The sequence below is a fragment of the Pseudidiomarina sp. WS423 genome (genome assembly GCF_050750165.1).
Taxonomy (GTDB): Bacteria; Pseudomonadota; Gammaproteobacteria; order Enterobacterales; family Alteromonadaceae; genus Pseudidiomarina; species Pseudidiomarina fusca.
This window is the reverse complement of record NZ_JBOJLN010000007.1, coordinates 104,675-130,989: the sequence shown is the minus strand read 5'-3', so window position 1 is coordinate 130,989 and position 26,315 is coordinate 104,675. Positions and strand designations below refer to the sequence as shown.

The 26,315-nt window shown below is 49.5% G+C and carries 28 protein-coding genes; 14 read left to right on the top strand and 14 right to left on the bottom strand.

Annotated features, from left to right (window positions below):
• Positions 1 to 107 precede the first annotated feature (107 nt).
• Both ACQ661_RS08185 and ACQ661_RS08180 read left to right on the top strand, forming a co-directional pair.
• A complete protein-coding gene (locus ACQ661_RS08185) occupies positions 108 to 311 on the top strand; it encodes a type II toxin-antitoxin system RelE/ParE family toxin (RefSeq protein WP_431668118.1) in 204 nt (67 codons plus the stop codon).
• Positions 308 to 583: a helix-turn-helix domain-containing protein gene (locus ACQ661_RS08180; protein ID WP_110075591.1), complete on the top strand. Its 276-nt coding sequence runs from the start codon at positions 308 to 310 to the stop codon at positions 581 to 583. Before ACQ661_RS08185 ends, ACQ661_RS08180 begins: the two co-directional genes overlap by 4 nt.
• On the opposite strand, the gene ACQ661_RS08175 is transcribed toward ACQ661_RS08180, so the two are convergent.
• A complete protein-coding gene (locus tag ACQ661_RS08175; RefSeq protein ID WP_431668117.1) occupies positions 580 to 1,161 on the bottom strand; it encodes an SOS response-associated peptidase in 582 nt (193 codons plus the stop codon). The two genes, ACQ661_RS08180 and ACQ661_RS08175, sit on opposite strands and share 4 nt — an antisense overlap.
• A 155-nt stretch (positions 1,162 to 1,316) precedes the next feature.
• On the opposite strand from ACQ661_RS08175, the gene ACQ661_RS08170 reads away from it, so the two are divergent.
• Both ACQ661_RS08170 and ACQ661_RS08165 read left to right on the top strand, forming a co-directional pair.
• Entirely contained in the window at positions 1,317 to 1,622 is a 306-nt protein-coding gene (locus ACQ661_RS08170) for a transcriptional regulator (protein WP_110075600.1), read from the top strand.
• Positions 1,619 to 2,872 carry a type II toxin-antitoxin system HipA family toxin gene (locus ACQ661_RS08165; RefSeq protein WP_431668116.1) on the top strand — a complete coding sequence of 418 codons (1,254 nt, stop codon included), beginning with the start codon at positions 1,619 to 1,621 and terminating at the stop codon, positions 2,870 to 2,872. The genes ACQ661_RS08170 and ACQ661_RS08165 overlap by 4 nt, the downstream gene beginning before the upstream one ends.
• 93 nt (positions 2,873 to 2,965) lie before the next feature.
• On the opposite strand, the gene ACQ661_RS08160 is transcribed toward ACQ661_RS08165, so the two are convergent.
• A complete protein-coding gene (locus tag ACQ661_RS08160; protein WP_313933329.1) occupies positions 2,966 to 3,187 on the bottom strand; it encodes a PAS domain-containing protein in 222 nt (73 codons plus the stop codon).
• A 199-nt stretch (positions 3,188 to 3,386) separates the two neighbouring features.
• Here ACQ661_RS08160 and ACQ661_RS08155 point away from each other — a divergent pair, with 199 nt between their 5' ends.
• From ACQ661_RS08155 to ACQ661_RS08135, 5 genes are all read left to right on the top strand, one after another.
• Entirely contained in the window at positions 3,387 to 4,229 is an 843-nt protein-coding gene (locus ACQ661_RS08155; RefSeq protein ID WP_431668115.1) for a putative RNA methyltransferase, read from the top strand.
• A 234-nt stretch (positions 4,230 to 4,463) separates the two neighbouring features.
• Positions 4,464 to 6,599 carry a TonB-dependent receptor family protein gene (locus ACQ661_RS08150; protein WP_431668114.1) on the top strand — a complete coding sequence of 712 codons (2,136 nt, stop codon included), beginning with the start codon at positions 4,464 to 4,466 and terminating at the stop codon, positions 6,597 to 6,599.
• 440 nt (positions 6,600 to 7,039) lie between these two features.
• The gene (locus ACQ661_RS08145) at positions 7,040 to 7,330 is read left to right on the top strand and encodes a helix-turn-helix domain-containing protein (RefSeq protein ID WP_313933326.1); all 291 of its coding nucleotides are present in this window, start codon (positions 7,040 to 7,042) and stop codon (positions 7,328 to 7,330) included.
• Positions 7,320 to 8,669 carry a type II toxin-antitoxin system HipA family toxin gene (locus ACQ661_RS08140; protein WP_431668113.1) on the top strand — a complete coding sequence of 450 codons (1,350 nt, stop codon included), beginning with the start codon at positions 7,320 to 7,322 and terminating at the stop codon, positions 8,667 to 8,669. The genes ACQ661_RS08145 and ACQ661_RS08140 overlap by 11 nt, the downstream gene beginning before the upstream one ends.
• A 265-nt stretch (positions 8,670 to 8,934) precedes the next feature.
• A complete protein-coding gene (locus ACQ661_RS08135; protein WP_431668112.1) occupies positions 8,935 to 9,150 on the top strand; it encodes a hypothetical protein in 216 nt (71 codons plus the stop codon).
• Between the two features lie 232 nt (positions 9,151 to 9,382).
• Here ACQ661_RS08135 and ACQ661_RS08130 read toward each other — a convergent pair whose 3' ends face one another.
• From ACQ661_RS08130 to ACQ661_RS08115, 4 genes are all read right to left on the bottom strand, one after another.
• Positions 9,383 to 9,892, bottom strand: a complete 510-nt coding sequence (locus ACQ661_RS08130) for a hypothetical protein (RefSeq protein ID WP_431668111.1) — start codon at positions 9,890 to 9,892, stop codon at positions 9,383 to 9,385.
• A complete protein-coding gene (locus tag ACQ661_RS08125) occupies positions 9,885 to 10,364 on the bottom strand; it encodes a toxin-antitoxin system HicB family antitoxin (protein ID WP_431668110.1) in 480 nt (159 codons plus the stop codon). The genes ACQ661_RS08130 and ACQ661_RS08125 overlap by 8 nt, the downstream gene beginning before the upstream one ends.
• A gap of 12 nt (positions 10,365 to 10,376) precedes the next feature.
• Positions 10,377 to 10,664, bottom strand: a complete 288-nt coding sequence (locus tag ACQ661_RS08120; protein WP_110075609.1) for a type II toxin-antitoxin system HicA family toxin — start codon at positions 10,662 to 10,664, stop codon at positions 10,377 to 10,379.
• Between the two features lie 526 nt (positions 10,665 to 11,190).
• Positions 11,191 to 12,054, bottom strand: a complete 864-nt coding sequence (locus tag ACQ661_RS08115) for a YicC/YloC family endoribonuclease (RefSeq protein ID WP_431668109.1) — start codon at positions 12,052 to 12,054, stop codon at positions 11,191 to 11,193.
• Between the two features lie 117 nt (positions 12,055 to 12,171).
• Between ACQ661_RS08115 and rph the strand changes: the two genes are divergently transcribed.
• Positions 12,172 to 12,885: a ribonuclease PH gene (gene rph / locus ACQ661_RS08110; RefSeq protein ID WP_110075613.1), complete on the top strand. Its 714-nt coding sequence runs from the start codon at positions 12,172 to 12,174 to the stop codon at positions 12,883 to 12,885.
• Between the two features lie 80 nt (positions 12,886 to 12,965).
• Positions 12,966 to 13,610 (top strand): orotate phosphoribosyltransferase, encoded by a 645-nt coding sequence (gene pyrE / locus ACQ661_RS08105; RefSeq protein WP_431668108.1) that lies wholly within the window; start codon positions 12,966 to 12,968, stop codon positions 13,608 to 13,610.
• A gap of 97 nt (positions 13,611 to 13,707) precedes the next feature.
• Here pyrE and ACQ661_RS08100 read toward each other — a convergent pair whose 3' ends face one another.
• Complete coding sequence (locus ACQ661_RS08100) at positions 13,708 to 15,399, bottom strand: cyanophycinase (RefSeq protein ID WP_431668107.1); 1,692 nt, start codon at positions 15,397 to 15,399, stop codon at positions 13,708 to 13,710.
• Positions 15,400 to 15,536: 137 nt separating this feature from the next.
• Between ACQ661_RS08100 and ACQ661_RS08095 the strand changes: the two genes are divergently transcribed.
• Genes ACQ661_RS08095 through fieF form a run of 3 tightly spaced genes read left to right on the top strand, consistent with a single transcriptional unit; the run spans position 15,537 to position 18,438 of the window.
• Positions 15,537 to 17,033 carry a hypothetical protein gene (locus tag ACQ661_RS08095; protein WP_431668106.1) on the top strand — a complete coding sequence of 499 codons (1,497 nt, stop codon included), beginning with the start codon at positions 15,537 to 15,539 and terminating at the stop codon, positions 17,031 to 17,033.
• Positions 17,034 to 17,071: 38 nt separating this feature from the next.
• Positions 17,072 to 17,536, top strand: coding sequence for a tRNA (cytidine(34)-2'-O)-methyltransferase (locus tag ACQ661_RS08090; RefSeq protein WP_153826245.1), 465 nt, complete (start codon positions 17,072 to 17,074; stop codon positions 17,534 to 17,536).
• A gap of 8 nt (positions 17,537 to 17,544) precedes the next feature.
• Entirely contained in the window at positions 17,545 to 18,438 is an 894-nt protein-coding gene (gene fieF / locus ACQ661_RS08085) for a cation efflux pump FieF (protein WP_153826246.1), read from the top strand.
• Here the strand turns inward: fieF and ACQ661_RS08080 are convergent.
• From ACQ661_RS08080 to glnA, 7 genes are all read right to left on the bottom strand, one after another.
• Positions 18,435 to 19,430, bottom strand: a complete 996-nt coding sequence (locus ACQ661_RS08080; protein ID WP_431668105.1) for an alpha/beta fold hydrolase — start codon at positions 19,428 to 19,430, stop codon at positions 18,435 to 18,437. The genes fieF and ACQ661_RS08080 overlap by 4 nt on opposite strands.
• Before the next feature lie 36 nt (positions 19,431 to 19,466).
• Complete coding sequence (locus ACQ661_RS08075; RefSeq protein WP_313932952.1) at positions 19,467 to 20,849, bottom strand: sensor histidine kinase; 1,383 nt, start codon at positions 20,847 to 20,849, stop codon at positions 19,467 to 19,469.
• 12 nt (positions 20,850 to 20,861) lie between these two features.
• Entirely contained in the window at positions 20,862 to 21,539 is a 678-nt protein-coding gene (locus ACQ661_RS08070) for a response regulator transcription factor (protein ID WP_110075621.1), read from the bottom strand.
• Positions 21,540 to 21,624: 85 nt separating this feature from the next.
• A complete protein-coding gene (gene ntrC, locus ACQ661_RS08065; protein ID WP_153826248.1) occupies positions 21,625 to 23,067 on the bottom strand; it encodes a nitrogen regulation protein NR(I) in 1,443 nt (480 codons plus the stop codon).
• Positions 23,064 to 24,149 (bottom strand): nitrogen regulation protein NR(II), encoded by a 1,086-nt coding sequence (gene glnL / locus ACQ661_RS08060; RefSeq protein WP_431668104.1) that lies wholly within the window; start codon positions 24,147 to 24,149, stop codon positions 23,064 to 23,066. Before glnL ends, ntrC begins: the two co-directional genes overlap by 4 nt.
• Positions 24,136 to 24,720 (bottom strand): DUF4124 domain-containing protein, encoded by a 585-nt coding sequence (locus ACQ661_RS08055; protein WP_110075624.1) that lies wholly within the window; start codon positions 24,718 to 24,720, stop codon positions 24,136 to 24,138. The genes glnL and ACQ661_RS08055 overlap by 14 nt, the downstream gene beginning before the upstream one ends.
• A 30-nt stretch (positions 24,721 to 24,750) precedes the next feature.
• Positions 24,751 to 26,163, bottom strand: coding sequence for a glutamate--ammonia ligase (glnA, locus tag ACQ661_RS08050; protein ID WP_219968236.1), 1,413 nt, complete (start codon positions 26,161 to 26,163; stop codon positions 24,751 to 24,753).
• Positions 26,164 to 26,315: the final 152 nt, after the last annotated feature.

Sequence of the window (26,315 nt, the reverse complement as noted above, 5' to 3'; positions counted from 1 at the left end):
TAAGTTATCGATATTTATAGTCAATTATTACTATTTCCCACCCACATCAAATGACATGTCCTAAAAGCTTATAAATTAGACAACCTTAACTATCGAAGTTATCATAAATGATAACAAGGAGGTTGTTTATATGTCATGGACTATTCGAATTACGAGCTAAGGCTCAAGAGGGTATTGCTCGAGGGCTGTTCTGCTACTTAGATGGAGAACGGATCTGCGTACTTAGCGTATTTGTAAAGAAAACACAGAAAGTACCGCAAAATGAAATTGAGATTGCTCGTAAAAGGCTAGCGGAGGTAAAAACATCATGAACTTAGAACAGCTAAAAAAACAGGCTCTTAAAAACCCAGAAGTAAAGGCCGAGTACGACAATCTTGAAGATGAATTCAATCTTATTCATCAGCTGTTAAACATGCGTGCGCAGGCAGGCCTTACCCAGGAGCAATTAGCCAAGAGAATGCACACAAGTAAAAGCAATATCAGCAGGCTTGAGCGGGGTAATACCAACCCGAGTTGGGCCACGTTAGTGAAATATGCACAAGCTTGCGGCTTTGAGCTTTCGTTGATGGCACACAAAAGCTAAGCAGAAATAACCAACTCAATATCCGCCGGGGTCTGCAATAGCGGCGCCAGCGCGTCGGCTTCGCTATTTAGCCAAAATTCTACTTCGCTGGGGCGAATAAGCAGCGGCATGCGGTGATGGTATTGTGCGCACTGCTTGGTGGGAGCGGTGGTTAGGGTAACGAGCTGTGCTTGATGCTCTAGGTGCGGAAAGTAAATGCCAGCCATGTAAAGTGGCTGGTTATGCGCTTCAGCAAATAGGTATTTGGTTTTTCGGGGTTGCCCCTCTTCTTGCTGCCACTCATACCAACCGCTGCACGGTACCACACATCGAAACTGTTTGAATGAGCGCTTAAACGTCGGCTTGGTTGCCACGCTTTCGGCTTGGGCGTTAATAATAATGCGTTTCGCCCACTGCGGCTGTATTCCCCACTGGGTATTCAGTTGCTGCAAGCCATTGTGGTTGATGGGCGTGGTAATTGCAGCCACCATTTGCGTTGGCCGCAGATCATGATTGGTTGGCGTGTCAAACTTAAAGCCCAGCTGCTCGGTTACTAGCTGGCATAACGGATCACTGACTACATTAAGTCTTCCACACATGGTTTACCCACCTAAAATAGGACTATATTCCAATTTTCAACCTAACATTAGGAATAATATCCAAATAAATTACGAGATTTCGACTTGAATAGCTACAATTATAGGACTATATTCCACTTAATACACAGAAAACAGGATAATAGTCCTAGGTATTTATGGCAAAGCGCGACTTACACAAAGTTTTATTTCCCAAACAACGACGAATATTAGCAATATTCGGCGAGGATTTATTGTTGGCGACGAAACGCCGCGGATTTACCAAAAAACTTATATGCGACAGAACCGGGTTTGATTATAAAACTGTGAATAAAATTTTTGCCGGAGACCCCGGTGTGGCTATAGGCTCATACCTAAAAGTTATGGCCGTACTTGGCATGGAAGACAACTTCGCCAAATTGGCCGCGCACGATGAAGTAGGCATTAAGTTACAAAACATTAAGTTACTTGAGGGTTCACAATGAGCCGTCGCAATGTGGACGTGTATGCCTCGTGGTTACCCATTCAATCGCCACTTCGCGTTGGCGAGCTACGATTTTCTGACACCAGCCGGGGCGGTATATTTAGTTTTGCTTATGATCGCGCGTTTCTAACGTCACCGTACTGTTTGCAAATTGATCCGCAGTTGAGCTTGCATAGCGGCGAGTTTTTTAATGACGACGCAAACCATAATTTTCGTGCGTTTTTTGACTCGTCACCCGACAGGTGGGGCCGTATTTTGATGCAGCGCCGCGCAGCTATTGAGTTTAGAAAAGGCCTGCGTGCTACCGACCGAATGACTGAGATCGATTATTTACTAGGTGTTCACGACTCATACCGTATGGGTGGTTTACGATTTAAAACATCAGAATCTGATGCATTTTTAGATGACCACGCAGATTTCGCTGCGCCACCAGTAACCTCGCTGCGTGAGCTTGAATACGCAGCTTTGCAGCTTGAGCATGACGAAAATATTGATAGCGATGACTATTACCGATGGCTGAAAATGCTTATAGCCCCGGGGTCATCGTTAGGCGGCGCACGGCCTAAAGCCTGTGTTCGTGACGAACATAATCATTTATGGATTGCCAAATTTCCCAACTCAAATGACGACCATGATGTAGCTGCCTGGGAGCTGCTTTGTTACGAGTTAGCCCTGAGCGCCGGCGTAGACATGTTCCCGTGCAAAATTGAGAAATACTCATCGCATCATCATACGTTTTTAACCAAACGCTTTGATCGCGTGGGCGCAGATAGGCTTCATTTCACGTCTGCCATGACGCAATTGCAATATTACGATGGTGAGCAATCTGAAGGGGCGAGCTATTTAGAATTAGCTGAGTTCTTAACTAACAACGGCTCACAAACTGAAGCTGACCTTGCACAACTATGGCGTCGAATTGTATTTAATATCGCCATTTCAAACACCGATGATCATTTACGGAATCACGGCTTTTTGTTAACCGCAAAAGGCTGGAAATTGTCACCCGCATACGATTTGAACCCTATCGTCGGTAAAACGGGGTTGCATTTAAACATTACTGACAACTCAAATGCACTCGATTACAACTTGGCATTTGAAGTGATTGATTTTTTCCGACTTGAGCGTACCCAAGCTCAAGCCATTTACGATGACGTTCTAACCGCTGTTGGCGCGTGGCAACAGGTGGCCAAGCGCTTAGGTATTAGCCGTGCAGAACAGCTGTTGAAACAACCGGCGTTCAATGTTGGTTAATGTTAGGTTTAAAGCGGCGCGGGCCGATGAATGCCATAGCCCTGCCCATAATGAATGCCCAGTTCATGCAGGTACGGAATCAGCTCGGGGTCTTCAATTAAATGACTGCAGCAGGGCTTCGTCTTGCTCAGGGTTACCACTTGAAAGCACGTCAAACGCTGGCCGATTTAAAAGGTCTTCGCGTTTGGTGTTAATAAGGGCTTCGTAGGCTTTGTTGCAGGCGCGTATAACCAGTTGCGCGTCTAACACGATAATGGGCGACGCGCTAGCGTCAAAGAGCTCTGAAAAATCGACGCTCTGTTGATTTAAATCCATATTTTCTTCCGATCTTCCGCTCGATTTTTGAGCGTTCTCACTAAAAGTTGAGCAATATTACCTTGAACTCTAACCATAGACCAAATTAGTTCGATGGGTCATCTCGATTTATCAGTATTAAAATTAGTACTTTGTGGGTAATTTCGGCATGATTGAGGTGTTATAGTAAGTTTCTTGGAATTCACAATGATCTATCGAAATGTTGACTCTTAACTGCCCTATCTGCACACAAGCACTGCGGTGTGATAGCTCTCATCGGTCATGGCGCTGCGCCAACGGCCACACTTTTGATGTGGCGAAACAAGGCTACGTGAATTTGCTGCCGGTGCAGAACAAACGTTCAAAAGACCCCGGCGACAGCAAAGCCATGGTGCTAGCTCGCGCTGAGTTTTTACGTGCCAAGTATTATCAGCCATTGGCCGACAAAATCGCTCAGCTGGTGCTCAACGGTAAGCCGCAAACGCTGCTTGATGCGGGTTGCGGTGGAGGCTATTACCTACGCGAACTCTTGGCCCAGGCCGAGCAGCGCCAGCAGTCGTTGAACTGCGTTGGCTTAGATATTTCTAAATGGGCGGTGCAGTTTGCAGCCAAACAGTCGGGTTCCACACAAGCGCCGCGAGTCACTTGGCTGGTTGCCTCAAACAGTCAGATCCCGTTACCGGCCGACAGTGTCGATACGCTGCTGTGCTTGTTTGGTTTTCCGGTTTCTACTGAATTTAACCGCGTGCTGAAGCCCAGTGGCCGTTTGATTATGGTCGACCCAGCCAGTGAGCACCTGTTAGAACTGAAGCAAATCATTTATCCGCAAGTGCACAGTAAGCCCGAGCAACTGCCGGTGCCTGCCGACACTTGGCAATTGGCCGACGAACAGCGCTTAACCTTTGTATTCGAACTGAACCAGCGCGAGCACATACAGCATTTGCTCGCCATGACGCCGCACCTATACCGCGCCAGCAGCCAAGGTCGGGCAAAAGCTGCGGCCCTTGAGCAAATAACCCTGACAGCTGATATGTGGGTGCGAACTTTTGTGTCCGCGGTTTAGCCGTGTTGGCGAACCAGATCAGCAAACATTTTATGCAAACCTGACCAAAATAATAACCTCGGAGCTTTCCTGATGATGACTCTGTAGGGACTCTCGGCACAATGGCACATCGGCATGCCCAGGTTGCGTAAGCGAACTGGGAGTTCGCAATTGCGAAACACCAACCATTGCAAATGCGAATTGTTTTCATTTATAATCTCGCCTAACTTTCAAAATATGAAATTTGGGGGAAGTATGCGTTATTCATTTTTAGCCGGTGCGATTGCCGTCGCACTCACCAGCCCTACGGTGCAAGCAGATGAAACTGCCGAAAACGATATTAGGGAAGTAATTCAGATCATTGGCGATAAACGTGCCGCACGCACTGTGGCAGGGTCAAGCGCGGTCATTGACCCAGAGCAAATGGCGATTGAGGTAAATACTGACATCAACCAATTGCTCAAGACTGTGCCGGGTGTTTATATTCGTGAAGAAGACGGCCAAGGCCTACGCCCAAACATCGGCATTCGCGCAGCAGCCGGTGGCAGGTCAAGCAAAGTCACGCTACTTGAAGATGGCGTGATGATTGCGCCAGCGCCTTATTCAAATCCAGCCGCGTATTATTTTCCCGAAGCTTATCGCATGCACACCATCGAGGTGCTAAAAGGCGCACCATTATTGCGCTACGGGCCACAAACCACAGGCGGCGTGATTAACCTCGTCACCACGCCGATTCCCCAGCAGTCAGAGGGAGCCGTTACACTGCGCATGGGCGAGAACAATAGTCGTGATATTCACGCCTACTATGGTGGCACCGAAGGCGCATGGGGCTGGCTGATCGATACTGTTCAACGCGACAGTGACGGCTTTAAAGACATCGACCGCTCTAACCGCGATGCCGGTCACGATATTGAAGATTACTTGGTGAAACTACGTTGGTCAGGTGTGAACCAGAGCCTTACCGCAAAAGCTCAATACTCTGAGCAAGTTTCTAACGAGACCTATACTGGCCTGACTGATACTGACTTTGCGCGCAACCCAAACCGTCGTTATGGCTTAACCGCAATTGACCAAATGGACAATCAACACACTGGCCTTAGCCTAACCTATGAAGCGGACTTAACCGATACGCTAGGCCTCGCGCTGGTTGGTTATCGCAATGAGTTTAAACGCGACTGGCTCAATGGTAGCCCTAACTCGCTCATTAGCGCAGCAAACGCTGGCGACGCCGATGCGCAAGCCGTGCTGGACGGCACGCGCGACTATCAGGGGCTCAAATATACCCACAACAATCGCGCCTATGAGTCCTACGGTATTGAAGCACGACTCAAAGCTGACCTGGGCGCTCACCAACTAGAAGTAGGCCTACGCGACCACACCGACCGTATGGACCGCTTCCAACCGGCAGAAATCTATGATCAAGTCAACGGCAGCTTAGTCTATCAACAAACCGTGCAACCAACGGGCAGCGATAATCGCCTTGAAGGCGCTGATGCTATGGCGTTTTGGCTGGCCGACGTATGGCAAGCAACGGCTGACTTGAAGATACAAGCCACACTGCGCTACGAAGACGCGGATAGTTTCCGCAAACAGTATGCCACGGTTGAACGCACTGATAGCCCAAGCGAGCGCAGCAGCAACGCACAAGAATGGTTGCCAGGCGTATCTTTAACCTATGATGTTGATGACTCGGTTCAACTTCTAGCGGGTGTGCATCGCGGTTTCGCTCCACTCGGCGGCGGTGCCACCGAAACTGATGAGCCAGAAACCAGTACCAACTACGAGTTAGGCGCCCGCTATCAAGCGCAAGACTTGTTTGCCGAAGCGATTTTCTTCCGCAGCGACTTTAGCAACCAAGCCGAAGCCTGCTCAGTAGCAAGCCCATGCAGTAACGGCGCCACGTCGGGTAGTTATGTCACTGGCGAAGCGCTCGTGCAAGGTATTGAGCTACAGTTGGGTAACGAGTGGCAGTACGACACCTTCAGCGTGCCCGTTCACCTAAGCTATACCTATACCAGTGCCGAAATCAGCGCCGATAACCCACTCACTGGCGTGCAAGATGGCGATACCTTGGCTGATATCCCTGAGCAAATTTTTAGCGCGCAAATTGGCTTACTGATGGCGAATGGCTGGGACAACCATGCCGTGGTGAAGTATATGAGTGAAACCTGCGTCAATGTTGGCTGTCAGCGCAATGACAGCGCTTTCGCCGAAACCGACTCATTGTTGACCGTAGATTGGATTAGCCGCTACCCATTGAACCAACAAACCACTGTGTTCTTTAAGATAGAGAATATCTTTGATGAGCAGGTGATTATTTCGCGTCTGCCATACGGCGCCCGGCCGAACAAGCCGCAAACCGTTTCAGTTGGTTTTGACTATCGCTTTTAAGCGGGGTTAAAGCTTATTACTGATGTAAGAAAGAGAGAGGGAGGGAGCCTTGAATGGGCTCCCTTTTTTTGGTTTGAGATTCGCGGCGCGGGGCGCCCCCCGGCGTGGAACGCCGGGCTACTCGATGTTCTGGATCTGCTCATTGAGTAGTGGCCTAGACCCTAATAAACTCAATGGTTTATCGAAAAGAAACCTTTCAAAAATGCCGGTTTGCCCACCACTTGCCTATGGCTTTTACTAAATCTTAGTGGTGCTTCTTGGCTAAAACTACGGAAAAACAGTGCCGTTTTTATGCTGCTGTTAGAGCTAAAACATAGCGGTTTTGAAGGGCTTTATCGAGTAATTTTTTCAACACCTCAACCATAAATGGATACAATAACATCCACTTTCTGTTTTATTTCGCTATAATGGATATTACTGTATCCATTTGGCCTTTGCGGATGAAATTTACCTTACTTGATGATACCGATGTAAGCCAAGCCTATGCGGCTTATTTACGTGAGTTACGAAAGCAGGCAAAGCTGTCACGATCTGCGCTTGCTGAGCGAAGCTGTGTACCTGCGGCCACCATTAAGAAATTTGAGCTGACCGGGCAAATTTCATTTCGCCAATTGCTGTTGCTATGGCAGACCCTTGATTCGCTAGAGAGGCTCTATCAACTCACACAACCTAGCAAAGAACGGGTCACTATGCCCTCTAGTATTGATGAGGTGCTAAAAGATGAGTTTTAAACCCATTCAAAAACTTGCCGTGACTCGCACCTTAAGTTCAGGTGAGCAGGTTGCAGTAGGGGTCTTGGTGCAGAATCGGCAAGGCGTTTTTTTTCAGTATGCAGACAGCTATTTGCAGCAGTTTGGCAATTTATCTCCTTTTACCTTGCAGTCGAACGCGCAAGTTCAAGTCGCTCCAAAAGCGCCGCACCAAGGTGTACATGGCGTATTTGGAGATTGTTTACCCGATGGCTGGGGCATGTTGTTACAAGATCGTATTTTCCGGCAAAAGGGCATCCTGCCTAATCAATTAACGGCGATGGATAGGTTAGCCTTTGTCGGTGATAAAGGCATGGGAGCATTGTCTTTTTCTCCGGTGTCTGAGTTTTCGGCCACCACGCACGCGGATATTGATTTAGCGACGTTAGGCTTAGAAGCACAAACGCTGTTCGATTCTTCGATGTCAGATTATATGGATGATAATCACGGTGAGTTAGATGGGCATACGCAACAGGTGTTAGCCGCATTAGTCGCCGGAGGTAGTTCGGGGGGAGCAAGGCCCAAGGCGCAGATTTATATGCCTGCTGGGGAAACTCAGTATTGTCGAACCTTCGCTCTGCTTGGAGATGAGGCTTGGCTGGTGAAGTTTACCTCTAAAAATCTCGCACTCGGGCATGAAGAAGGTTTGTGCGAGGCAGTTTATTTACAAATGGCAGAACTTGCTAAGTGTCAACCGCCGCAATGGCAACTCATTGAAGCACCACCTACAAGCGGTGCGTCTGCTTGGTTGGCGCTTAAGCGTTTTGATTATGTCACTGAACAGGCCGACTTAGGCAGAAAGCGCAGTGCAGGTCGATTGCATATGCACAGCGCTTGCGGGCTGCTGGATGCTGACTTTCGAACGCCAAGTTTAGATTACATTGATTTAATTAAAGCCAGTCGTCAGTTGTGTAAATCACCAGCCGCCGGGCAGCTGCAATTTCGCCGTGCTGTTTTTAACCTGCTGTCGTCTAATCAAGACGACCACAGTAAAAACTGGGCGTTTTTGCAAGCGGATGACGGTCAATGGAATCCTGCACCTTTTTATGATGTTACCTACAGCCCACATCCATTCAACGAACACGCCACTGCTTTCAGCGGTTATGGTAAAGCGCCACCGCTTAAGGTGATGCAAAAGCTAGCGACCAGTGCTGGCTATGGGAGTTGGCATGAGGCAAGGCAAGTCATTGAAGAAGTCGCAGAAGCCATCAGCCAATTTACGTATCTTGCCAAGCAACAAGGGATCAGTAAAACAACAGTGTCTGCGATTGCTAAGACATTGGCTCAGCGCAAACAGGAAAATGCCGCGCTTTTTCAATGACAGTAAAACAAGCTTTTCAAGCGATGGCAAGGCCTACCAGCGTTGGATTTCAATCGAGAAGCCAAACAGTAAATAGGTTGATTTAGCTTAAAGCTGGGTGTGGTATTTTGTAAGCGAGCTAATCATTCTTGTGTTCGTGGGATTGCGGTGATATGTTTTTGTATATAATTATTCCTAGTTGATTCATTAAGGCGCATCGATTGCGCCTGCTTATGATTTTGTCTCGACTATTCCTTATATCCCCGATGATAGCGCGGCACTGAAGGTGAGTCGTAGCAAGAAATTCAGTGATTTTACGCTGGATGAGCTGTCACACTTAGCGGCTAAAGCCATGCTGCCAGAAAAATTGGTGTTAGATACTGCCAAGCAAACCGTGGCAGGCTTTCATGAAATCTGGGCGAAAGAAAAAGCGCATTTACCACTTACCAAGTCGATGATTGAAGCCATCGAAACACACTTAAGAAGCATACCGCTACGCTAACATGAGAACCGACGCGTATAATTCATTGAGAATCTGGCCTACTAATAAAGCGTGGCATGTTGCTGAACAGCGTGCCGAATTTTGACCAAAATTTGGTTTGCCGTAACAAAGATAATTAGTGGCATAAGTATCCCTTACCATTCAAGTGAAGTGGCTCTTCGTGCAAGTACACCTGCAGTGGTATGCATTGAGGGTGTGGTTGGTATACCCTGCACATTCAATGATTCAACAACTAACTCTTGGTGAACTGTTTTACCGGCAAAGGTATCTTTGGAAGGTTCAGTCGAGTGCAGGTGGACATGAGGTATTCACGCCAATAAGGCCACACATGGAAGCTGGCATTAGAAAGCGCAAACGCTTTCAACGCTTCCTCATCGGATTTGTCGAAGTCATCACTTATTGAATACTCAGCGACAAAAGTCCCCTCAATTTGGGCGAACGGTTCCTTTGCGTGCTTCTTGTCACCTTCATCCTCAAGTGCGTTTTGATCAACAACCCGACTACCGAGTGTAATGTAAACCAAAAAAAAGCTCTTAGACGTTACCTTATCGCTATCTGGCCCTTCATTTTCCTCAACATCAATGATTTCAGATTTATCGATTACATGCAGGAACTGGTATTTGAGGCGGCTAAAATCCTCTCGCTTGGGATCCCATTGTTCCATGGTATGTACAGACGAACTTTTTAAATAAACATCCGTGATCTGCAACGCACTAATTGCGCGCTTTAATGGCTCATGCATATTGAAGCTCATCAGTTGGTTGCGAGCTACTGATAGGTAAGGCTCTGACACTCTTCACTTTCGGTGATTGCTTACTGAGCGGAATAATATTTGAACTGGAATCAGTGTATTCCTGATACTTCAAATTGAACGCACCAAGCGCATACGACAGGCAGTTCACCAGTAACTGATTTAGACTCACGTCCTCGATCTCTGCCATGCGAGAATACGCTCGATGCATGGTTTTGGGCATTCTAAGTGTTACACGGCCACTGAAGTCGTCTGCAGGCTCAAAAGGAGCAGGCATAATCTTACCTTTCTCGGCAAAAATTACAGCTGTTGTCTCGACCGTATCAACCGCCAACGCATAAGCCTCTTCGAACGAATCGGCGTATTCAGCAATGTCAGGAAGTTCAAGCACACGCGCTTCATAGCACTCTTCGCCTGAAAATACGCCCTTACGTACTGTTATGTTGTATTTTGTTGCGTCCATACAAGTCTCCCGTTATTTCTCACCAAGTAACTCTAAGAGCTCTTGTTCGTACTGCTTTAATACTTTCACTATCTTTTTAATGTAGGCCGGTTTTATTTGCGGATTCTTACCGTGATCGCAATTAAATGCACTCGAGTGAAAATCATTAAGTCCATCATGGACATAAACTTTATGACCACCGCGCTTACCATCTCGCACCTCAAACCCAAGCGTTTCAAGCGCTGCGATGACTTCTTTGCATCGCAACGCTTTTCCACTCTCAAACAAGCTTAGTGTTTCTTTCAATAAGTTTCCAGACATTATGACACCATATGTAGTGTCATAGTTTCTGAGGTGAGCATTTTACTCTGGTTTCCATTAAATACAAGCATGCTTCCCTTCCTCCGCTATAGCGACATGTAGTGGCATAGCTAATTTGGCCACTTGATTAGAGCTGTTATGATGACAGCATAGCAAAATCAGGTGACAGAATGACAAAGAAGAACCATCCTAACTTCAGCGCGGAATTTAGACTGGAAACAGCACAGTTAGTCGTCGACTAGGGGGATTCTCACAAGGAAGCCCGATGACGCCAGAGCAGGTTGAAGTTCATGAACTCAAAAAACGCGTCGAACTGAGGTGGTTCTTACGCCCAGCGCCGATACTTGGCTGCGAAAACTACGTCATTGATCATTTACGGTAAAATGCCCTATATCTCCCTTTAAATTAGGACAGGGCCTATTAGAGCCTCTTCATGCAAGTACACCCTCAATAGTCCGCATTGAGGGTGTGGTTGGTATCGCGGCACGAGGCCCCACCCGGCTTACCTTGCGGAAAAAACGCCAGACTACTCGATATTCTGGATCTGCTCGCGCATCTGCTCAATCAACACCTTCAACTCCACCGCAGCGGCGGTAATGTCAGCGTTAATTGACTTGGAGCCCAGAGTATTCGCTTCGCGGTTGAACTCTTGCATCATGAAATCTAAGCGGCGGCCACAGGCTCCGCCTTTGCGTAGTATTTTGCGGGTTTCGATAACGTGGGCGTTGAGGCGATCGAGCTCTTCGGCGACGTCTACTTTTTGCGCCAGCATCACCATTTCGGCTTCAAGGCGGGTTGGGTCGAGTTCTACGCGGACCTCTTCAAAGCGCCCTAGCAATTTATCGCGCTGCCATTGTAAGACTTCTGGCATACGGCCGCGCACAAAAGTTACTTGGGTAGAAATACCTTCAAGGCGCTCTTCAATCATGCGCTCGAGGGCTTTGCCTTCGCTGCCACGGTTTTCAATGAACTCGCTCAAGCAGGCTTCAAAAGCACCTATTACGTCGGCTTGAATGGTGTCCATGTCGTCTTCTTGCTGGGCAACCACGCCCGGCCAACGTAGTACGTCTAGCGGGTTAAGTTGCGCGCTCGAGCTTTGGTTGGCAACCCAATTTGCAGAAGAAATAACGCTACGTGCTAGTTCTTCGTTTAAGCTCAAGCCGCCTTCGGTTTTTTGCTCAATGTGTAGGCGCAAATTGCACTCTACTTTGCCGCGCTGTAGCTGCTTGCGTAAGCGATCGCGCAGGCTGTTTTCTAATGAACGAATTTGCTCTGGTAACCGAAAATAAGTTTCTAAAAAGCGTTGGTTTACTGAGCGCATTTCCCAGGTGGCGGTGCCCCACTCAGCTTTGAGTTCATGGCGCGCATAGCCGGTCATTGATTGAATCATTGGTATTCCTTAGGTTTGTAATACGGATAGTTTAGCACCTCTCGCAAAGCAACGGAATTTCACATCCATATCTGATATAATCGCCGCCATTATTTTTGCGCAGCAGAGGAATTCAACATGCGTCCAAGTGGTCGTACAGCCCAACAGATTCGCCCGGTAACTATTACCCGGAATTTTACTCGCCATGCCGAAGGTTCGGTGCTGATTGAGTTCGGTGACACTAAGGTGTTGTGCACCGCTAGTGTGGACCGCAATGTACCGCGTTTTTTGAAGGGTAAGGGCCAAGGTTGGGTCACGGCTGAATACGGTATGTTGCCGCGGTCAACGCACACGCGCATGGACCGTGAGGCGGCGCGTGGTAAGCAAGGTGGTCGCACGGTAGAGATTCAGCGTTTGATTGGCCGCTCGTTGCGGGCTTGTGTGGATATGGCGGCGTTGGGTGAAAACACCATTACCATCGACTGTGATGTGCTGCAGGCTGATGGTGGTACGCGTACGGCATCGATTACCGGTGCTTGTGTGGCGTTGGTGGATGCTTTGAACTGGATGCGTAAAGAAGGTTTGGTTAAGACTAATCCGCTGAAGGGCTTGGTTGCTGCAGTTTCTGTGGGGATGTACGAAGGTAATCCGGTAGCTGATTTAGACTATCCAGAGGACTCAAAAGCTGAAACCGACATGAACGTGGTGATGACTGAAGCAGGTAAATTTATTGAAATTCAGGGTACCGCTGAGGGCGAACCGTTCTCGAGCGAAGAGATGAACGCTATGCTAGACCTCGCCAAACACGCCATCCGCGAACTGATGGATTTACAAAAACAAGCATTGGCGTAAACAACACGAACAGCGCGAAGCGCGCACGAACAGCGCAGCGCACGAATAACGAATAACGAATAACGAATAACGGCTCTCATATGAAACAGTATCAAAAAGATTTTATTGAATTTGCCATTTCACGTGGTGTTTTAAAGTTTGGTGAGTTTACGCTGAAGTCGGGGCGTACTAGTCCGTATTTCTTTAATGCTGGACTGTTTAATAAAGGCTCTGATTTGGCGCGCCTAGGGCGTTTTTATGCGGCGGCATTGCAAGACAGCGGGGTCGATTATGATCTGCTGTTTGGCCCTGCTTATAAAGGCATTCCTATTGCGACTGCAGCAGCTATTGCCTTGTATGACACCTATCAAAAAGACGTGCCTTACTGCTTCAACCGTAAAGAGAAAAAAGATCACGGCGAAGGCGGTAACTTAGTGGGTTCAGCTCTTACTGGGCGAGTGATGTTAGTCGACGATGTGATTACCGCTGGCACCGCTATTCGTGAATCTATGGCGATTGTGGAGGCCAATGGCGCAGAGCTGGCTGGGGTGTTGATTGCCTTAGACAGGCAAGAAAAGGGCCAAGGTGAGCTAAGCGCGATTCAAGAGGTTGAGCGTGATTATCAAGCGCAGGTGATTAGCATTGTGAAGTTAAACGATGTGATTGCTTACGTACAAGACAGCCCCGATTTAGCTGAGTTTTTGCCCGCAGTAAAAGCTTATCGAGCGCAGTATGGTGTGGCTTAACCAGTCCACCTGAAAGCAGTTCTCATCTCGCAATAAAAAAGCTGGTGGCTTGAACAATTCCACCAGCTTTTTTCATTTCTCTGCAACCCTGTGTTGGTTAAAACTTCTCTGGCTGCCACGATATACCTAGGCGGGCATTCATCACTTGGCATTCGCCGCCAGATTTTTGTCGCTGTGTGGCATCATCGGCAATCACCATCAAGCGGAACTCGTTTTCGATCAGATTAAACTGGTCGCGCTGTTGGCAAATCAATCGTAAGGAGTCTACCGCACCGCGTTTGTTCAAGAAGCGCGTGGTGGGATCTTCTTGCACCACATTATCGCGTTTGGCAAAGGTCACGTTGCTGATGTCGTGGTCAACAAACCGCCCGCTGGCACCTGCGGTCAGGTAATGAAACGCCGATACTACTGAATGCTCTACTTGTTGCGGGGCTGGAGCAAAGAAGACGCCGCGTTCACCAAGCACGGTAAAGGCGCCGCTATGAACGTTGACGGCTAATGCAGTGCGCGCATCGATGCCTACAGCAAGTGGTGTGGCGGTGGTGGCCGCAACGCTTAAAAGGCGCCCATGCCGGCCTAAATCGGAGAATTGTCCGTCTAAGCTAGCAAACTCGAACAAACCTACTCCGCCTAAAGGGTGATAGCTGACGCTATCTTGATTCATGTTGCGTGGACAGCTGTCGTCTTTATTGCAGGCAAAAGGAGGAGCTTCGCCAGCAATGGCTCCACTTCGCAAGGCTTCAGCACTGGTGCCGCTGGCCACCATGGCGCGCGCTGTGAGTGCGTTCATGGCATCGCTGGTTGCGCCCACGACTAATCGGTTCGCTTTCATTTTTAGATAAATGGACGTCATGATGTCGGTCGGCTGACTAAGCGGGTTTAATAATGCGGCCCGCACTAGGCTCGGGTCGTTACCCACAATAAATAAGCCGTCGGCTTGGTCAATCATTTTGATGCCAGCCAAGGGGTTGTTACAAAACTCTAGCTGCTGACGATGTTTATCAGCATGCACGCGAGCCCGATGCCAAGTACCGAGTTCGGTTTCTCGCAGGGCTTCTAACTCGTTGCATTGTTTGGTGCGCTGCGCGGTATTCACTGCTGCATCTAGGGGTAGCCACTGTACCTTAGCGCCGGCTTGGGCAAATCCACTCAAGAAAGGTTCGACGGCGGTAAAGGGGTCTCGCGCCCCAACCGCGGCAATCACTATGGTAGGTACTTTGTCGTCTTTGGATTGTGCTTGTTTCACCAGGCTTGCTTGGCGAATAAACGCCTCAAGAATGTCGCGTTTGGCAGGCAATACCAGCTCATCCAAGCGTGCGGTATCCGTTTTGCCTTGTGGTACCGGCATCTCTAAGTGATCAACCACTAGGTTCCATTCGCGCTCGGACAAATTGTCGTACAAATAACGGGTGGCGCGCCGCGTAAACTCTTCTAAAAAGACCCGCTCTGGCACGATGTCTTCGTTGAGTCGGTTGCGAATAATGACAATGGCATCAGCTACATCATCACGGGTTTCGCGTCGATGTTGCGGCCAGCGTTCGTCGGCCAACAGCGGCTTCACGTACTTATCCGTGAGGTTTAGGTAGCGATCCGTACGCATGCTGGTGTTATCAATCCAGTTGGTATCATCGCAATGTTGCCAAGCCATGCTGCTACAGAGCGCAAGTTCGTCGCCCGCTAAAAAGAGCTGGTATTCGGGCCCTGTTTGTTGCGCTAAGCTGCTGCCTGGCAAGCCGGCACTCACACTGATGCCGATGGCTGCTAGCCACGACCACACATTTGGTTTCATACGTCTACTCCCACCATTGAATGGCGCCCAAGCTAACGAGTTAGGCGCTTACAGTCAATTAAGTTTAGCTGTTATTGGCATTTTGACCTGATATACTGCGGAAGGTTTAATTTTTCATGGCTGGATAGGTGTTGCTGATGGGGTTTGCCACAATCACAACCACACACACTGTTGGCTCTGCTTGGCAGCGCGCTAGCTGCCTGCTGGTTGCTGCGCTCCTAGTTAGCTTGCTGCTGACATTAGCCTTACCCGCGGCCCAAGCGGCCCAGGCGACAGCAAATGTAGCCGTCCCAACGACATCTCAGACCTTGGTATTTCGTGCGCCCGAGCCTGGCCCCCTAAGCCATGCGCTGCAAGAGATTATGCAAGAAGCTTATGCCCAGCATAACGTGCAAGTTGAGTACGTCGAGATGCCGCGTACGCGCAGTTTAGTTGAAGCCAACAACGGCCGAATTGCCGGCGAGCTAGGGCGCTTGCCTGATTTAGACGAAAACTATCCGAATTTACGCCGCAGCAGCTTTCCGTTGTTTGGTTTTCAATTAGTGCTGGTTGCCGATCGTCGTTATTGCGGCGTGTGTAATTTGCAAGATGTCGAAAACCTAGCCTACATCAATGGTCAACAAGGGCCGGTGCAACTACTCAAACAGGAGTCTTTTAAGGGCCCGACAGTACAGGCTCAAGACCTGCACCAGTTGCACTTGATGTTTAGTAATAATCGCGTTCGGGCGCTGCTCATCAACGATTTTGAAGCGCGTCAATTGGGTTACTATCAGCAAAAACATTTGGTGATTGTGCCACTCAAATACATCGTTGGTTATCATTACCTACACAAGCAGCATGAAGCCTTGCTGGCCAAGCTCGATAGCACCCTTGACGAGATGCACGATAACGGTCGTATCACGCAAATTTTTAATGACCATCAAGTGATTATCGAGCCGCTACAAGAGTTTAACCAGCCGCCCCATTTTCAGTTAGTGTCAGCCGCTGCCGGGTTATGGCGAACGCGCACCTCGGTGGATGGGTCAGGCCGTTATTGGGATGTCATTCGGCACGTTTTTGAACCCGTCGCAGACGAACTTGATTTACATACCAGCAGCTTTCAGCGCGCGGTATTGGGGCTGCAAGATCAGCGCTTCGATATGCTCATTGGCAGCAATATAGAACAGGTTCGTGTGGATGCTATTAGCTCACGTCTGCATGTTGACTACGATATGGATTTATATGTGTTTGCTCTCAATCAGCACAGCATCACCGCTGCCATGCAAGGCGCGTTGAAGCGCCCTGTATGTTTTGTTGCCGGGTACCATTATGAGCACTACTTTCCGACCGGCACATCATTTTACTATGGCAGCAACTCGCTGGATTGTTTTGTGATGTTAGATAAAGGACGGGTTGGCGCCGTGGTCACTTTCAGGGCCAATCAACCCGACTGGATTACTACGCCTTACCATGAGTTGAAATTACGTGAAGCGGATCCTCTTCATGTGCTTTTTCATAATACCCCGCGCGGTCGCCTGCTGCGGGATTGGTTTGATACCCAATTTAGAAAATTGGTGAGCTCGGGCGAGATTCGTCAATTTTACTCTGAGCCTGATCTTGAGCACGCCCAGTTAGATACTGACAAAGATCGTTAGTAGCATCCGCTGCTAATGAGTAAAGAGAGTTCATTTGCATGTTTCATATTGCTTTGTTTAACCCGGTGATGGCAGCCAACACCGGTAATATTATCCGTTTATGTGCGAACAATGGCTGTATGTTGCACTTAATTGAGCCGCTGGGTTTTGATTTTGAAGAGAAGAAACTACGCCGTGCAGGGTTGGATTACCATGATTTAAGCCGGGTCGAACGCTATCCTGATTTTGCTGCGTTTAAGCAGGCTATGGGTGAGCGTACCCTTTATGCGATTACCACCAAAGGTACTGTAGGTTATACCGAGGTAGCTTATCAGCCCGACGATGTGCTGCTGTTTGGTTCCGAGACCAGTGGCTTAGCGCCTGAGGTGATGGAGCAAATTGCACCAGCCCAACGTTTGCGAGTTCCCATGATGCCCAACAACCGATCGCTCAATTTATCTAATACGGCGGCGCTGGTGAGCTACGAAGCTTGGCGTCAGCAGGGTTTCGCACAAGGACAATAGGTAACGCAATGCGTGATTATGGCTTTTGGGTAAAACTAGCAACACGGGCATCGGTGTCGGTGGCACTGTTGTTGATTGTGGTTAAAGCCGGTGCTTGGCTGATGACAGACTCATCGAGTATGTTGGCCTCGCTGACGGATTCCATGCTAGATAGCTTAGCCAGCCTGTTCACCTTTTTCGCCGTTCGTTATGCTATTCAGCCAGCCGATAACGAGCACCGCTTTGGCCATGGTAAAGCTGAATCGCTAGCCGCGTTAGTGCAGTCGGCGCTCATCACGGGCTCCGCGCTGTTGTTGTTTGTGCATAGTATTCAGCAATGGGTGCAAGGCTCACCGGTGCAACAACACCAGATTGGTATCTATGTGTCGCTATTTGCTATTGTCGCCACCTTGGCCTTGGTGATCTTGCAGCGCATTGTGGTGGCAAAAACACAATCTAAAGCCATTGCTGCTGATTCGTTGCACTTTACCTCTGATTTAGCCTTAAATACCGCAGTTATTGTTGCGCTCCTGTTCAATGCCTATGGCATGGGCTGGGCGGATAGTGTGTTTGCTATCGGGATTGCTATTTTCTTGGCCTATGGCGCGGTGCGCATCGGCTGGGATGCGTTTCAAAGCTTGATGGATAGAGAACTACCAGAAGCTGAGAAGCAGCAGATTTTAGCCACCATTAAAGCGGTACCGGGGGTGTTGGGCGTGCACGATTTACGCACTCGCGAAGCCGGCCAAGTTCGTTTTGTACAATGCCATATAGAATTAGATGATCATTTGTCGATTCGTCAAGCTCATCACATTGCTGATACGGTTGAACGCCAAGTAGCGGCGCTGTTTCCGCCTACCGATGTGATTGTGCACATGGATCCACAATCGGTGGTACCAGATAACGACGACACGCCTTTTTAGGGATGCGCTTGGTTAAACCAAGCTTGAATGTGCGTTAGCGCTTGTTGCCGATACGGGTCTGCTTCGATGAATAATTCATGCCGAGCTCCCTTTATCACTTCGATGCGGCTAGCCGCATGCGGTAGTTGCTGCACAAACTGTCGTTGGCCTTGGTTATCGACAATGGTGTCAGCCCCAGCTTGCAACATTAAGATCGGAATACTGATTTGCGCTGCTTGTTGCTGAGCTGCGCGCACAGCCGCAAAGGCCTGTGCTACCCAATTAAATGTAGGCCCGCCTAGTTGTACTTGCGGATGCTGATCGTACAAGTCACGGAACATCTGATAACGAGCTTCGCTATGCGTGAGTTCGTTTTCGTCAAAGGGCACCGTGCGGTAATCTTCCATCCCAATAAAGTACCAAGGCTTGCGCGGCTGTACCCATCGATTCAACAAAGCGCCTGATACTGCAATGGTTTGCGCCAGCCACTTGGGCGTACGGCCGGTATCTAGCCCCAACATAGGCGCTGAAAACACGGCTTTCTCAATCTTATGGTTACCACGAGCTAGCATCAAGCTGGCAATAGCGCCGCCCATGGAGTGAGCCAGCAAGTATTGTGGCAACTGCGGACACAGGTCGGTGGCGGCGGCAGCAACGGCTTCAAGGTCGGTGACAAAATCTTCAAATTGGTCGATATGGCCATGGTGAGGATTATTACTTAACCTATCTGAGAAACCTTGGCCACGGTGATCTAACACGGCCACGGCGTAGTCTTGTTGGGCTAGCCACCAGACTAATTCTTGATATTTTAAGCCCGCTTCTACTCGCCCTGGGCTAATCAGCACCAAGGCTTTGGCTTGCTCCGGCTGATGCAAATACCAGGTTAAGTTAACCTTATCAGGGCGCACTAACTGCAGGGTTTGTACTTGCTGCTGCCAAAAGGGAGTGATGGTTTGTAGATAAAAGCGCAGCCATTGAGGATCATTATCGGCTGGCACAGATTGCTGCGTCATTGCATGGTTACCGCTGGTTAACTATTGGGCCTCAACTTAGGCAGATGGTGCTTGTGCTGCGGTTTCATCCTCGCTCACTAAGGGTAGTGTTACTGTCACTTCTAAGCCACCGTCAGGATGATTGCGCGCGCTCACCGAGCCGCCTAACACATTTGCTGCCCTTAAGCTTAACGCCATGCCTAGCCCAACGCCAGCTTTATGATGGCGCGATGGGTCACCACGATAGAAAGGTTCGAACAGCTGCGCTAGTTGCTCTTCTGGCACGCCATCACCGTGGTCACGCACCAAGATAAAGCACTCGCTATCGCCAAGCTCGCAACTGATCTCAATACCATGGTCGGTATATTGCAGCGCATTACGCACTAAGTTTTCTATCACTAGGCGCAACAGTTCGTCATCGCTAGCAGTAATCGGCCAATCACCATCTAGTACCCTCACCCGCTCCCCGTAGCTGGCATCTACGTAAGCCAAATCAGCTGCGAGTACGCGCATGAGTTCGCCGACATCAAGTTGTTCACGCTGTAGCGGTACTAAGCCGTTTTCTAGGCGCGATAAAGATAAAATTCGCTCAATGATGGTGCCTAAGCGATCCACATCACGGGCCATCTGGCTTAAGTGTGGGTTGCTATCAGGGTTATCATCGTCTTGGCTTAGCATCAAGGCTACTTGCATCCGCGCCAGCGGTGATCGCAACTCGTGCGAGACATCACTCAATAAACGCCGTTGGGCGTTTCGTGACACGGTAAGATCGTGTGCGGCAGACTCTAATGAGCGAGCTAGTTCGCCCAACTCATCGGAACGTTTAGGGAGCTTTTTTAGATGCAGTCGCTCTGCACCTTCGGCAATTTCCTTGGTAGCAAAGGTGAGCCGCTTCAGCGGCTGCACCAACCAAAAGCCAAGCAAGACGGCGATGAGCAAACTGCCAAACACCAAGGTTAGAGTTTGTGCTTGCTCTGATTGCTGGGCGTCGGCTTGTTGCTCTGCTTGCTCGGTTGCACTCAGCGGTCGAATCAACAGAATCTTTTGTTCGCCTAAACTAAAAGGGCCGATCAATAAGCCATTGGCGAGCCGTAATTGTTCGGGCTGGTCGGCGGCTAACTGGCTTAGCAGCACTTCGTAATGGGTACTGGCTAAATTAGGCTCTAGCTGCAGGCGGTTGGGCCCGGCCTCGGAAGTGACAGCCGCTGCCACTCGGTACTGGGCTGCTACTAAACGCCCTGGCGATAGTGAGCTGAAGGTTACTTGATCGGATAACAGCGGCGCCAAGGCAGTTTTAATACTGTCTTGTAAGGGTTCTGGCTGGGCTGGTTTGGCATACCATAGCGCTAATAGATAACCGCTGGTGGCTACCGCAAAGAGCAGTAGCCAGAACAACAGCAATAGTCTTAAGGTAAGCGATTGATACCAGCGAATAGCCATGCTGTCCCTAGCTTAGGCCAGTTGCAGTAGGCGGTAACCGCGGCCACGCACGGTTTGAATGCGCTCGGGGTTAAGCTCAATTTTTTTACGGATGTTGCTGATATGCACATCAAGGCTGCGATCAAATGGCGCAAGTTGACGTCCCAACGCAGCTACTGATAACTGATCTTTGCTCACAACTTGGCCTTGTCCCTGCACTAAGGTTCGTAAAATATCAAACTCAGTGGGGGTCAGTTCTAGCTTAGCTTCATCGCAGCGCACTTCGTTTTGCTGAGGGTCAACCCAAAAGCCCGCATAATGAATAGGCTCAGGCACCACTGTCGTATTTGGAGTGCGTCGCAACAAGGCTTTCACTCTTGCAACTAACTCGCGCGGGTTAAAAGGTTTAGGCAGGTAGTCGTCAGCACCTAGCTCAAGGCCTTGTACGCGGTCATCATCATCACCACGCGCGGTTAGCATCAACACTGGGGTGCTGCGTTGCTGCTGGCGTAAGCGCTGTAATAACTGAAAACCGTTAATACCAGGCAGCATCACATCTAACAGAATGAGATGATAAGAGCCGCTAAGGGCACGCTCTAAACCCGTCTCACCATCGGCGGCTAAGGTTAATTGATAGCCTTCTTTGGTCAGAATCTGCTCCAGCATACTGCTTAATTCGGCATCATCATCTACTAACAATAACTTGGTCATGGTGTTGTTCCTGAGTTTTCTAGAAGTATAGTTTTCTTAATTATGTAAAGAAAGCTCGTTGCTTTACACAGGGTTTACCTTAACTTTACGCTTCGTTAAGTTTGCGCGCTAAGGTATTGCGCCCCCAACCCAGGATTTTCGCGGCGTTTTGCTTGTGTCCTTGAGTATGTTCTAAGGCAAGCTCCAACGCCAGTTGTTCCACTTCTTTGCACAAAGGTGCCAAAATATCTTGCTCGCCGGCCGCGATGCGCCGCTTCAACTCCGTCTGAAGAACCACTTGCAGACCCAGCTCCGTAGCTGGGGCCGAATGTCTTTCGGCTTGCAACTCAGGGGGCAGATCGCTTACTTCGACCACGGCGGCGGGGGCCATTACGGTTAGCCAGCGGCAGCTGTTCTCGAGTTGGCGTACGTTGCCGGGCCAAGGCGCTTGCTGTAACACTGCCATGGCAGCCGCACTGATACGCTTGGGTTGACCACCGAGTTCTTGCGCTGCTTGCTGCAGAAAATGTTCCACCAATTGCGGAATGTCGCTACGCCGTTCAGCTAAAGTAGGCAAAGTTAGTCGGATCACGTTGAGCCGATGCAGCAAATCTTCCCGAAACAACCCGTCTTTGACTCGTTGTTCGAGATTCTGATGGGTGGCTGCGATGATACGCACATCAACAGTAACAGGTTCATAGCTACCGATGGGATAAAACTGGCCTTCGGCGAGCACACGTAACAAGCGCGTCTGCACCGCTAACGGCATATCACCAATTTCATCTAAAAAGAGTGTGCCGCCATGCGCTTGCGCAAAACGGCCTTGGCGGGCATTGCTGGCCCCGGTAAAAGCACCTTTTTCGTGCCCAAACAGTTCAGCTTCTATCAAGTCAGCAGGAATCGCCGCCATGTTGAGCGCAATAAAGGGTTTGTGCGCGCGCGGGCTATTGTCATGTAGCGCTCGGGCGACCAGTTCTTTACCAGTGCCCGATGCACCATTGATCAGTACCGTCACGCTAGAATGAGAGAGCCGCCCAATGGCCCGAAACACATCTTGCATCGCTGGTGCTGAGCCAATCAAACCACGCAGCCCGCTGCTAGGTTCAACCGCGGTAGCTGGAGTGGGAGCTTGGCTGCGCTCTCTTTGTAAGGCGCGACTCACCGTTTGCACCACGTCGTTTAAATCAAAGGGTTTGGCGAGGTATTCAAAGGCACCACCCTGAAACGCACTCACCGCTGATTGTAAATCAGAATGGGCAGTCATCACGATTACGGCTAGCTCCGGATAATGATGACGCATATGCTCTAGCACCGCTAAGCCATCATCACCGGGCATCCGAATGTCACTTAACAGCACCCGCGGCTGGCTGCTGGGCGCTTGCTGTGCCAAGGCCTGATACACACTGCTGGCATCGGCAAAACTGCGACAGCTTAAACCCGCCCGGGCGAGCGCCCGCTCTAATACCCAGCGAATGGAGCTGTCATCATCCAGAATCCAAATGTCCGCATTGCTGCTGCGGTTTGCTTCGTTGCTGCTTAGGTTGTTCATGTTAAGGTTTCTACATAGGGTAGATAAAGGGTAAATTCGGTGTGCCCTGGGCGCGATTGCAACTCAATCTTGCCACTATGTTGGTGCACGATATTCTGCGCTATCGCTAAGCCCAAGCCAGTACCGCCGGCTCGCCCACTTACCATAGGATAAAACAGGGTATCGCGGAGTGCTTCGGCAATACCCGGGCCGTTATCTTGAATCACGACCACCGCACATTGCCGGTAGCGCTTACCATACAAGGTTTGTTGGTGGGCGATGCGGGTTCGTAGCACAATCTCGCCACCAGCTTCTGGCGCCAGCGCTTCACATGCGTTCATGACGATATTGAGTAACGCTTGTTCAATCTGGTCTGCGGCCATGGTTAACTCAGGCAAACTTGGGTCGTAATCTCGTTGCCAACGAATCTGTTCGGCACCAGCTAAACGGGCCACTTGCAGCACCCGCTCGAGCACCGCATGGATGTTGCTGGGCTCTGGTTGGGGCAACTGATTTGACCCTAACATGCGATTAACCAAGGTGCTGAGACGATCGGCTTGGTTAATGATTAAATCGGTATACTCTTGTAATTCGGCATCATCAAGTTCGCTTGCCAGCAACTGCGCAGCGCCACGTAAGCCACCTAACGGGTTTTTGATTTCATGGGCCATGCCGCGCACCATGCTTTGCGCTGCCAGTAGTTGCTGCTGTTGTACGGTTTCTTGATTAATGCGCCTAATTTGGTCCATTTGCCGCAGCTCAAGCAATACGCCAATGCGCTGCTGCTCTAGTTTCAGTGGCTGCGCAACTAGCTCGACCGTGATGCGTTGGCCGTCATGAAAAACTAAGGTCACGTCGCTGTCGGATACCGATTGGTCGTCATTGAGCGCTTGCTTGAGGGTGTTGGGGTCGATGCTGCTGTAGCTAAACAGACTAAAAAAATCCTGCTGTTGCAGCCGATTACGACTGCCATCAAGAAGCGCCTCGGCCGCGGTGTTCATGTAGGCAATACAATAATCGGTATCGAGTTGCACCACCGCGGTTAAGAGCTGATCTAAACTAGGTTGCACCACAGTGGTGCAATCAGCGTTAGTTGCCGTCATTGCCACCACCATCACCGCTAGTTGCTCCGGTCGCCAAGGCTGGGCTGTTGATATTAGCCCGCAGCACATACACCACAATAGTATCTGAGCGCGATACTTCGTTACCTTCGGCATCAAGCACCCGCAGTTGCAAGCGCCGCTCGCCGCGGTCGATATCAGTCAAGGTCAGTTCGGTTTGGCTGGAACCCTGCCAAGCAATGCGCTGATCAACTCGCAATTGTAACTGATAGCCATCGGGTAGTGGGTTGGGTGTGGTTTGCCACCGCACCGCAACTGAACCATCGTTGGCACGCACCGCGGCTTGTTGCGCGGGCGCAATGATCTGGGCCGTGGGCGCTGCGGCATCAGTAACCGTTGGCATGGCGGTTTGAGTTTGGGTAGTAACCGGGGTGTGCGTGGTGAATTCGGTGACTGGCACCGGCTGTAAGTTAATCACTTCAGCTTGGGGTAAGGGTTGATCCGAATATGTGACCGAGCCATCAGCATTTTGCCGTTTGTAAACTTGCTGTGCCGCTGCAGTTGAAACTGCAACGGCCAGCATTATCACAACCATGAGGCGGCTAATAAGCATCGGTCCTCCTAGGTTCAAACCTCAGCTGAATTAGACGCTGTAGTAAAGGTCGAACTCGATTGGGTGAGTGGTCATTTTCAGCGTCATCACTTCTTTGTGCTTCAGCTTAATGTATGCATCAATCATGTCGTCCGTCATCACGCCACCAGCGGTTAAGAACTCGCGATCTTTATCCAACGCTTCTAGGGCCATTTCTAATGAATGACACACGGTTGGAATTTCTTTCGCTTCTTCTGGTGGTAAGTCGTACAAGTCTTTATCCATAGCATCGCCAGGATGAATCTTGTTTTTAATACCGTCTAAACCAGCCATTAAGAGTGCCGCAAAACATAAGTATGGGTTAGCGGCTGGGTCTGGGAAGCGAACTTCGATACGACGTGCTTTTGCACTAGCAACCACTGGGATACGAATAGAGGCAGAACGGTTACGTGCTGAGTAGGCCAACATGACCGGTGCTTCGTAACCAGGGACTAACCGCTTGTATGAGTTGGTGGTTGGGTTACAGAAAGCGTTCAAGGCACGTGCGTGCTTGATGATACCGCCGATGTAATACAACGCCATTTCGCTCAAACCGCCGTACTGGTCGCCAGCAAACAGGTTTTTACCATCTTTGCTAATCGACATGTGAACGTGCATACCTGAACCGTTATCGCCAACAATCGGCTTCGGCATAAAGGTTGCGGTCATACCGTAAGAATGGGCCACGTTGTGGACCACATACTTGTAGGTTTGAATCTCGTCAGCTTTTTTAACCAATGTGTTAAAACGGGTGGCAACTTCGTTCTGGCCAGCAGTAGCAACCTCGTGGTGATGCGCTTCAACCACTAAGCCCATGTCTTCCATCACCGTACTCATAGTGCTGCGGATGTCGTGCGCTGAGTCTACCGGAGGCACAGGGAAGTAACCGCCTTTTACGCCAGGACGGTGCGCTAAGTTGCCGTCTTTGAATTCTTTACCTGAGTTCCATTTTGCTTCGTCGGCTTCAATTTTGTAGAAGCTGCCGCTCATGTCAGTATGAAAACGTACATCGTTGAACAAGAAGAACTCTGGCTCTGGACCAAAGAACGCGGTGTCACCGATGTTCATGCTTTGTAAGTATTCTTCAGCGCGACGAGCGATAGAGCGTGGGTCACGATCGTAACCTTGCATGGTATCTGGCTCGAGGATATCGCAAACCACGTTCATGGTGACTTCGTCAGTGAACGGGTCTAATACTAGGGTACTGCAATCTGGCATCAGTACCATGTCTGATTCGTTAATACCTTTCCAGCCGCCAATCGACGAGCCGTCAAACATTTTGCCTTCTTCAAAGAATTCTTCGTTAATTTGCGACACCGGAATGGTCACGTGCTGCTCTTTACCTTTGGTATCGGTAAAGCGCAAATCTACAAATTTAACTTCGTTTTCTTCAATAAAAGCCATAACGTCTTGTGGTGTAGACATGTGATCCTCCGCGATCGCAATCGTCAAAATGAACAATGAGTATAGCGTGCACTGAAACTTTCTGCACTGCGTTTGCACAAAACTAAAGCAAACCCCGTGCCAACTATTTAAATATCAATTAAATCAATAACTAATAATTATGCTAACGATAT